The organism is Rhodococcus sp. EPR-134 (genome assembly GCF_001647205.1).
Taxonomy (GTDB): Bacteria; Actinomycetota; Actinomycetes; order Mycobacteriales; family Mycobacteriaceae; genus Rhodococcus_F; species Rhodococcus_F qingshengii.
The window spans coordinates 1-8,767 of sequence record NZ_LVCT01000159.1 but is presented as its reverse complement, the minus strand read 5'-3'; the positions used below and the strand labels follow the sequence as shown (position 1 = coordinate 8,767).

Sequence of the window (8,767 nt, the reverse complement as noted above, 5' to 3'; positions counted from 1 at the left end):
TGGTCGGAGAGGTCGGGCTGGTTGCGCGGACTGGCGGCGACGAGTTCGTGATTCTCATGCCCGTGGAGCCACGTCGCATCGAACAAACCGTGGTGGACATTCACAATTCGATATCGCGGCCCGCCGGCCGGCAGTCGATTTCCGTGAGCGTCGGAGCCAGCGTGTGGCTGTCCTCGACAATCCCGGACGCTTCGGGAACCATCGATCGGATTCTTGCCGATGCCGACAACGCGATGTATCGGGCGAAACGACGAGGTGGAGACCAGGTAGCTTGGGCAGTAACGCATCTGAGCTGAATCGGCACGATTACCCGCCGATCGAATTCAGAGCGCCGCTTCGCTGTCGTTCGCCGGATCCAGCTGATCCTGGGTTGCCGCCCAACTCGCCAAGAGTTTGAGTGCGTCAGCCGTGGGCGTCCCCGGCGCCGCGGTGTAGACCAGCAGTGTCAGCCCGGGATTGGACGGCAGTTCCATCGCCTCGAAGTTCAGCTCCAGGTCTCCGACGACGGGGTGACGAACCTTCTTGAATCCCGTCCGATGAAAGCGCACATTGTGTTTCGCCCATCGGGTGCGGAATACCTCACTGCGAGTGGCAAGTTCGCCGATGAGCTCGGTCAGCGCCCTGTCATGGGGATTGCGCCCCGCTTCCGAGCGGAGCATCGCGGCGATGTCGTCTGCCGCGCGCTCCCAATCCACGAAGAAGTCCTGCGATGCCGGGTCCAGGTACACGAAGCGGGCGTTGTTCGCCGGCCTACGTGGATCGGCCAACACCGGCGAATACAACGCGCGCGCCATACGATTGGCCGCCAGCATGTCGTGCCTGGCATTACGTACCCACGCCGGTGCGTCGGTGATGGCGTCGAGTATCTGCTGAATCGCCGGGCTCACGCCCTTGGGGGCGGGCCGCTTTCTACTCGGTGCGCCTGCACTGGCGGCCTTCGCGAGGTCGTACAAGTGGGCAGTTTCGGCTTCGTCGAGTTGCAGTGCTCGGGAAAGGCTTTCGAGCACCGAGTCCGACGCTCCCGCCAGATTTCCGCGTTCCATGCGCACGTAGTAGTCGATGCTCACACCGGCGAGCAGAGCGACTTCCTCACGGCGCAACCCCTTGACGCGACGGTTTCCGCCGTAGGCCGGCAGCCCTGCCTGCTCGGGTGTGATGCGAGCACGACGGGAGCTGAGGAATTCGCGGATCTCGGCTCGGTTGTCCATGCAGTTCACGTTACTCGAGCGGAGAAGACCGAGGGAGGTACTGCCGTTACCTGGAACAACAGACACTCCCGCGCCCGCGAGGCGTGGCGTTGACTGATTGCAGTCGACCGGTCCACGCCGAAACGTCGACTTCGAAGCACGCGACACCAGAAGCAAGAGGGGACACCATGCGAGCAACCATCATGTACGGCGCCGGAGACGTTCGGGTCGAGACCGTGCCCGATCCGGTCCTGCAGCAGCCGACGGACGCGATCGTGCGGGTCGTCAGGGCCTGCGTTTGCGGCTCTGACCTGCACCCTTACCACAGCATGCCGGCCACACCCGGTGGTTCCCCGATGGGCCACGAATTTATCGGAGTGGTCGAAGAGACCGGTCGCGAGGTGTCCACGTTGAAGAAGGGCGACTTCGTCATCGCCCCCTTCGCCTGGTCCGACGGGACGTGCGACTTCTGCCGCGAAGGCTTGCAGACGTCCTGCCGCCACGGCGGATTCTGGGCCGGAAACGGGATCGGAGGCGGGCAGGCGGAGGCCATCCGAGTGCCGTTGGCAGACGGCACCCTGGTCAAGGCGCCGGTCGGTGAGGACTCCGAACTCCTGCCGTCACTGCTCACGCTCTCCGACGTCTTCGGCACCGGCTATCACGCGGCGGTCAAGGGTGGCGTCAACCAACGCACGACGGTCACGGTCATCGGCGATGGAGCCGTGGGGCTGATGGCAGTGCTCTCCGCCAAACGCCTCGGCGCCGAGCGCATCATCCTCATGGGGCGCCACAAGACCCGCACGGATCTCGGTCTCGAGTTCGGAGCCACCGACGTGGTTGCCGAACGTGGAGACGAGGGCATCGAGAAAGTCCGCGAACTGACCGGAGGCGACGGCACTCATGTCGTCCTCGAAGCGGTAGGTCACATGCCTGCCTACGAGCAGTCGCTCGGAGTTGTCCGACCGGGCGGCGTCATCAGCCGAGTCGGAGTACCCCAATACGAAGAAGCTCCAATCGGATTCGGGACACTCTTCGGACCCAACATCACACTCACCGGTGGACCGGCCCCGGTGCGCGCGTTCATCGAAGAGCTGATGCCGGATGTGCTCGATGGAAAGATCGAGCCAGGCAAGGTCTTCGACCACACCGTCGGACTCGACGACGTAGCGGAAGGCTACCGAGCCATGGACTCCCGTGAATCGTTGAAGGTCCTCGTCCGCCCGTAGTCCACCACTTGCGAAAGTCCACCACTTGCGAAGAAGATGCGCGTGACCCACATTGCCACCCGTCCTGTTGCCGGTCGCATCAATCCCACCGCGATCCTGGCGATCATTCTGATCAGCTATTTCATGATCCTGCTCGACAATTCGATCATCTTCACCGGGCTACCCAGCATCCAAAGCAGCATGGGTTACTCGGCAACCGGGCTGTCCTGGGTCCAGGACGCCTACACCCTGGTGTTCGGCGGGCTTCTCCTGCTGGGTGCTCGTCTCGGGGACATCTTCGGCCGTCGTCGCGTATTCGTGGCCGGTCTCGCGATTTTCGCGATTGCGTCGTTTCTCGTCGGGGTCGCGCCGAACGGTTGGTGGCTCATCGCAGCGCGCGCTCTCCAAGGCGTCGGAGCAGCAGTGGTCGCCCCGGCGTCGCTGTCACTGCTGACCGCCAGTTTCCCGCCCGGCCCGGAGCGAACGCGCGCTGTTGCCTGGTACGGCGCTGCTGCGGGAATAGGCGCCAGCCTCGGACTCGTGATCGGCGGCGCCCTTGCCGACTGGGTGTCTTGGCGCGCAGGCTTTTTCATCAACGTTCCGATCGGTATCGCGATGATCGCTCTCGCTCCCCGGTTCATTCCGGAAACCGAGCCCAACTCCGGACGTTTCGATGTGGCCGGCGCTGTTCTCGCCACACTCGGCATGACCGCACTCGTCTTCGGCACCGTCAACTCGGCCGAAGCGGGGTGGACCTCACCGATCACCGTTGCGACACTGGCGGCCGGGGCGATACTACTGACCTTGCTCTTCCTCAACGAAGCGAGAGCGGAGCAGCCGATCATGCCACTGAGGTTGTTCCGTAGCCGGGAGCGATCCGGGGCGTACGCCGCCCGAATGCTCTATCTGGGTGCCATGATCGGATTCTTCTACTTCACGACTCAGCTACTCCAAGGCGTCATGGGCTTCAGCGCGTTCCAAGCAGGCATCGCCTTCTTCCCGATGACGATCGTCAATTTTGCTGTGGCGATGCTTATTCCGCGACTGACACCGCGATTCGGAAATTCCGCAATTCTGTCGGTTGGCATTGCCGTCACCCTAGCCGGGATGGCGTGGCTCAGTCTGGTCCATCCCGGCAGCACGTACCTCACTGCGATAGCACTTCCGATGATCTTGATCGGCGCCGGACAGGGGTTGGCTTTCGCCCCACTGACTTCTGCTGGCATCTCCGGGGTACAGGCCGAAGATGCCGGTGCCGCATCAGGATTGGTCAACACTGCACATCAACTGGGCAGTGCCCTCGGACTCGGCATCCTCGTCGCAGTCTCCGCGGGCGCCGGATCCTCTGCCGACGACGCTACAACGGCACTCACCGATCACGTATCAACGGCTCTCACCGCAGGCACCGCCCTGCTCGCCGCTTGTCTCGTCATCGTCCTCGCACTGATCGTCCCGGCTACGAGAACGCGAAGTACCGCAAAGCAATTCGACCAGGAGAAAGGAAGCCGAGATGTCGCACTCGTGGACCGAGGCTGAACTGACCAAGATCGGCGACGCCGAGGAGTTGCAGGTCTCCTCGTACCGCCGAGACGGAACCGCAAGGCCGTACGTCACGATTTGGGTTGTCCGTACCGACAACCAACTGTACGTTCGCTCGGCCTACGGAACCGACAACCCGTGGTTCGTCCGAGCAACGGCAAGTGGAACGGGCCGAATCCGAGCAGGAGGAATCGAGCGGGACGTGGCGTTCGAGTCCGCCGCACCGGATGCCCACTCGTCGATCGACTCCGCCTATCACACCAAGTACGACCGCTACGGCCCGCAGATCGTCGGCTCCGTCACCGGCCGCGCCGCCGCACCCAACACCATTCGACTTGTTCCGCTGACGCAGAACTGAACCGCCCCTTTCGATTCCGAGGAGACCTCATGGAAATCTTGAAGCCCCAGCCCACCAGCAAAGCACCCAGCGACTGGTTCACCGGCGACGTCTGGTGGGACGTCATCTACGCCGGCCAGGAGCCGTCGAGGATGCGCGCCAACATGGTTCGCTTTGCACCGTGCGCGCGAACCGACTGGCACTCCCATGCAGTCGGACAGACCCTCCACATCGTCTCCGGTACCGCGCTGGTTCAAGCTCGCGGCGGCGAGATCGTCGAAGTCCACCCGGGTGAGACCGTCTACACCCCAGCGGGAGAGGAACACTGGCACGGCGCGGCACCCGACCGTTTCATGAGCCACCTCGCACTGTGGGAAGGACCCGGCGACGGAGGCACCGAAACTACATGGGGCGACAAAGTCACCGATGAGGAATACGGCGGTCCCCGCGCCAAACGTCGTTGAGACCGGACACCTCTCAGATACGGCGCATCACGGAAACAACTTTGCCCAGGATGACCGCGCGATCGCCGTCGATGACGCTGTACGCGGGATTGCGAGGCTCGAGGTACACGTGACCGTCGCGACGCCGGAGCACCTTCACCGTGGCCTCGCCGTCGATCATCGCGGCGACGATCTCACCGGAATGAGCTTCGTCCTGGCGGCGCACCACGACGACGTCACCGTCACAGATCGCTGCGTCGACCATCGACTCACCACGCACCCGAAGTCCGAACACCGTGCCGGAGCCGACGAGCTCGCGAGGAAGCGCAAGCACCTCGTCGGCGTGCTCCTCCGCGAGGATCGGCGCGCCGGCCGCGATGTCACCGACGACCGGAACCGTCACCGTATTCGACGACGACTGTTCCTTCGCGCCTACGAGGAACGGCCGCACGTCCAACTGCCGAGCCATGGCCGCTCCCCTACGGAGGAAGCCCTTCTCTTCGAGACTCTTGAGGTGCTTGGACACCGTCGACGTCGAGCGCAGACCAACCGCGTCTCCGATCTGCCGTGTGCTCGGCGTGCACCCGTTGGCAGCCACGAGATCCCGGATGGTCATCAGAATCTGCTGCTGGCGGAGCGGCAGGGAGGAGGCGTCGAGGCCACCGAACATGTCGAGATCGTCGTAATCGGTCACGACGAGAATCGTAGTGAGGGGTCCCGACATCCAGGCCAGGCAGCCGGAGTCTGCCAGAAACGGCACAGGCAGTTTGTTTCCCGAGCGGCGCATGGCACGCTGAGCTGATGGAGCCTCTCGAACCGATGCGCCCGGTCAGTGTTCCCGCCGACACCCATAAGTCGACGCCGATCTGGAAGTCGGCACCGGTCACTTTGGGAACGGTGGGTGTGTTTGCCTACGCATTGATGTCCGCGAGAACCGGCGTCGTCGAAGTTGCACTTGGCGCGGCGATCGCGATCGCCGGCGCCGCCCTCTACTGCATGTCAGTGATGCGCACGATCAGAGAAAACTCAAGCAGCCGCGTACCTCTGCTCGGAACCCCACCCGTCTCGCCCCGTGACGTCGACCTGCTCGCCGGGGCCGGGATGCCCTTGATCATGGGCGGATCGTTGCTGGCCATACGAGCAGCGGGATGGACCTGGCCATATCTCTATCTCGGACTGCTCGCCGTGATCATGGTCGCTACCTATGTTCTTCCCGTGGTGGTGCACAACCGACGATTACGGAAGCGAACTCACCGATCGCAAACCCCGTGACGCGGGTACGTCGACGCAACATCTCCAGCACATTCTCCGACGTCCCCACTGGTACGACCGGTCCATCCCCCGGTGGAGCCGACTATGCGCTGGCGACCTTGCTATCAGGCACGACAGCAATATCGACCTTGCTGAACTGCAGCACACCGTCTTCGATCTCGGCGTCGTGCATCAGCTTGCGGTCGCGGTAGTAATTGTTGACCACTTTCCACGCACCGCGGGCACCCTGACGCGGCATCTCTCCGTCGCCGCGCTGGATGTAGCCCGAGGTCAGGGCTCCGCCCATGAGAGATTCTTCGGCGAAGTCCTCAGGTTCGGCGTGAACCTCGAAAGTCGTGTAGTCGCGCTTACGCATGATCTTGAGTACGCGACACAGATAGGACGCGGCCAGGTCTGCCTTGAGCGTCCAGGATGCGTTGGTGTAGCCGAGGATCATCAGGAAGTTCGGGATGTCGGAGTAGAGCACGCTCTTGTAGGCGACCGTCTCGTTGAGCTTGACGGGCTCGCCGTCGATGCTCATGGTCGCCCCGCCCAGGATCTGTACGTTCAAGCCGGTCGCCGTGACGATGACGTCGGCCTCGATTTCGCGGCCCGACTCGGTCACGATGCCCTTCTCGGTGAACGTGGCGATACGGTCGGTGACGATGTCGGCCTTGCCGCTCTTGAGCACCTTGAACAGGTCCCCGTTGGGAACCACGCACAGGCGCTGATCCCACGGGTTGTAGTTGGGGGTGAAGTGACGCAGGTCCACGTTCTTGCCGAGTTGCAAGCGGATCTGGGTGAGGAACAGCTTCTTCGCCAGCTTCGGATTGGTACGTGAGAGCTGAAAGCTGGCGCGTTGCAGTGCGATATTGCGGGCTCGACCGATCTTGTAAGCGATCTGATCGGGAACGCGTGCAAGCTTGAGACCCTTGGCCACAGGGTCCTCGGACGGTAGCGCCTGGATCCACGTGGGCGAGCGCTGCAGCATGGTGACGTGACCGGCAGTGGGGGCCATCGACGGGATCAGCGTGATCGCGGTGGCACCGGAACCGATGACCACTACCTTCTTTCCGGTGTAATCGAGATCCTCCGGCCAGTGCTGCGGGTGCACGATCTGACCGCGGAAGTCGTCCTCACCGGGGAAGGCGGGGCGGTATCCCTTGTCGTAGTTGTAATAACCACAGGCGCCGACGAGGACGTTCGCGGTCCACGTCTCGGTCTCCCCCGTCGCCTCGACCAGGACGGTCACGGACCACTGTGCAGTCGCGCGATCGAAGTCCATTGCCACGACCTTGCGGCCGAAGTTGATGTGGTCGGTGACGCCGTATTCCTTGGCGGTTTCCTCGACGTAGTCACGGATACTGGCGCCGTCTGCGAGCACTTTGGTTCCGATCCACGGACGGAAACCGAATCCGAAGGTGAGCATGTCGGAATCCGAACGGATGCCGGGATACTTGAACAGGTCCCAGGTGCCACCGATGTTCTCGCGGCGTTCGAGGATCGCGTAAGTGCTTCCGGTCTGCTCACGAATGAGGTGGCAAGCCGCGCCGATTCCGGACAAGCCAGCGCCGATGATCAGTACGTCGACATGCTGTGTCATGAGGAAACTCGTTTCGTCGGTCGTCGCGAAGCTACTTCTGGCGTCGGCAGTGACCGAGAACGATCGGCCGGTTCAGGCCGGGTTCCCTAAGGTCAGCGCCAATGAACAGGGTATGTGCAACTGACGGTAACAGTCAATATCTCGACCCGGCCGCGTACGGAACATTGAGGTGCGACGCACCGGCCTCGCGGAACTCGATCGAGACGCCTGAATGCCTCGAGACACCGGAGAGTTGTTCACGTCGTCGACGGAACGCCCAATGACTCGTCTACACGGGATACTCATCGCCCAAATATTCAGCGCCCCAGCATAATTCGAAGGTCCACGATCAGGTGTCGAACGCGCGAGTTTCCATGGGAAGACGGGCAACTGCGATATCGCCGTAACCTTCGTGCGCATCAGCGGAAAGGTCACTGCGATAGCTAACCTGCTGACGAAACCACGCTGAAAGCAACGGTTTTGGTTTCGCAGCGAAGAGAGCGGGCGGAGCGGACCTCCACCGGAGATGTAGTCGCTATGACACTCTCCAGCACAGTCACCGTGTACACCACTCATAGCAATCGAGGGTTCGCCAATGCAATCGCTGCCGGAATCAGCACCAGGGCTTATTCCGAGCCACAAACCGCAGACATGAGCCTGTTAAGGCATCACACCAGCGATCACGGTAGAGCGCTCGTTCTCCTACCACTCGGGGGCGTCGATTGGCAGGTGAAGGAGCTCTCCGCGCTCGAGGGATCGGTCCTGGTCGGCGATCTCAGTAGCGGCAACTCCATGATTCGGGGGCTCGCAGCGGGCGCCCACGCCGTGCTCAACTCTCAACTGCCATTCACATCCCTGCTCGATGAGCTGCAGGCCGCGATCAACCCCAACTCCGCTCGGTCTGCACACGACAAGTCCTCGCTCGTACAACGCATCCGGTTGCGCACCGAAGAATTCGCACGAATCAGCAGTCTCACCGATCGCGAGTTCGAGATCGTGGGCCTTCTCTACGGAGGCTCGAATGTCGACTCGATTGCTCGAACCGCCCACATCGCACCGACCACGGTTCGCGCCCACATCCGAAGCATCCTGCAAAAACTGGGGGTGCATTCCCAGCTGGAGGCATGCGCGATGCTCCGCCGCTCTGGTCACGACGCACGCAGACACCCACTGGAACTTCGGATCGGACGCTTCTAGCAGGAAGTGCCCCAGACACACTCGCC

10 protein-coding genes are annotated in these 8,767 nt (G+C 62.6%); 7 read left to right on the top strand and 3 right to left on the bottom strand.

Annotated elements, in window-relative coordinates; genetic code table 11:
• A partial coding sequence (locus tag A2J01_RS07065) for a diguanylate cyclase domain-containing protein (protein ID WP_156519202.1) occupies window positions 1-296 on the top strand: 296 nt, incomplete at its 5' end.
• Window positions 297-323: 27 nt separating this feature from the next.
• On the opposite strand, the gene A2J01_RS07060 is transcribed toward A2J01_RS07065, so the two are convergent.
• Window positions 324-1,208, bottom strand: coding sequence for a helix-turn-helix transcriptional regulator (locus A2J01_RS07060; RefSeq protein WP_064073862.1), 885 nt, complete (start codon window positions 1,206-1,208; stop codon window positions 324-326).
• Window positions 1,209-1,375: 167 nt separating this feature from the next.
• Between A2J01_RS07060 and A2J01_RS07055 the strand changes: the two genes are divergently transcribed.
• Genes A2J01_RS07055 through A2J01_RS07040 form a run of 4 tightly spaced genes read left to right on the top strand, consistent with a single transcriptional unit; the run spans window position 1,376 to window position 4,732 of the window.
• Entirely contained in the window at window positions 1,376-2,413 is a 1,038-nt protein-coding gene (locus tag A2J01_RS07055; protein ID WP_064112398.1) for a zinc-dependent alcohol dehydrogenase family protein, read from the top strand.
• Window positions 2,414-2,455: 42 nt separating this feature from the next.
• On the top strand, window positions 2,456-3,928 hold the full coding sequence (locus tag A2J01_RS07050; RefSeq protein WP_042447232.1) for an MFS transporter: 1,473 nt from the start codon (window positions 2,456-2,458) through the stop codon (window positions 3,926-3,928).
• A complete protein-coding gene (locus A2J01_RS07045; protein WP_007729735.1) occupies window positions 3,903-4,289 on the top strand; it encodes a DUF2255 family protein in 387 nt (128 codons plus the stop codon). The genes A2J01_RS07050 and A2J01_RS07045 overlap by 26 nt, the downstream gene beginning before the upstream one ends.
• Before the next feature lie 29 nt (window positions 4,290-4,318).
• On the top strand, window positions 4,319-4,732 hold the full coding sequence (locus A2J01_RS07040) for a (R)-mandelonitrile lyase (RefSeq protein ID WP_007729736.1): 414 nt from the start codon (window positions 4,319-4,321) through the stop codon (window positions 4,730-4,732).
• Between the two features lie 13 nt (window positions 4,733-4,745).
• On the opposite strand, the gene lexA is transcribed toward A2J01_RS07040, so the two are convergent.
• Window positions 4,746-5,435 (bottom strand): transcriptional repressor LexA, encoded by a 690-nt coding sequence (gene lexA, locus A2J01_RS07035; RefSeq protein WP_172827072.1) that lies wholly within the window; start codon window positions 5,433-5,435, stop codon window positions 4,746-4,748.
• Between the two features lie 77 nt (window positions 5,436-5,512).
• Between lexA and A2J01_RS07030 the strand changes: the two genes are divergently transcribed.
• Window positions 5,513-5,983 (top strand): hypothetical protein, encoded by a 471-nt coding sequence (locus A2J01_RS07030; protein ID WP_064112397.1) that lies wholly within the window; start codon window positions 5,513-5,515, stop codon window positions 5,981-5,983.
• Window positions 5,984-6,065: 82 nt separating this feature from the next.
• Here the strand turns inward: A2J01_RS07030 and A2J01_RS07025 are convergent, their stop codons facing one another.
• Window positions 6,066-7,565, bottom strand: a complete 1,500-nt coding sequence (locus A2J01_RS07025; protein WP_003940522.1) for a flavin-containing monooxygenase — start codon at window positions 7,563-7,565, stop codon at window positions 6,066-6,068.
• Window positions 7,566-8,195: 630 nt separating this feature from the next.
• On the opposite strand from A2J01_RS07025, the gene A2J01_RS07020 reads away from it, so the two are divergent.
• A complete protein-coding gene (locus A2J01_RS07020; protein ID WP_231915723.1) occupies window positions 8,196-8,741 on the top strand; it encodes a LuxR C-terminal-related transcriptional regulator in 546 nt (181 codons plus the stop codon).
• The last annotated feature ends 26 nt before the right edge of the window (window positions 8,742-8,767 follow it).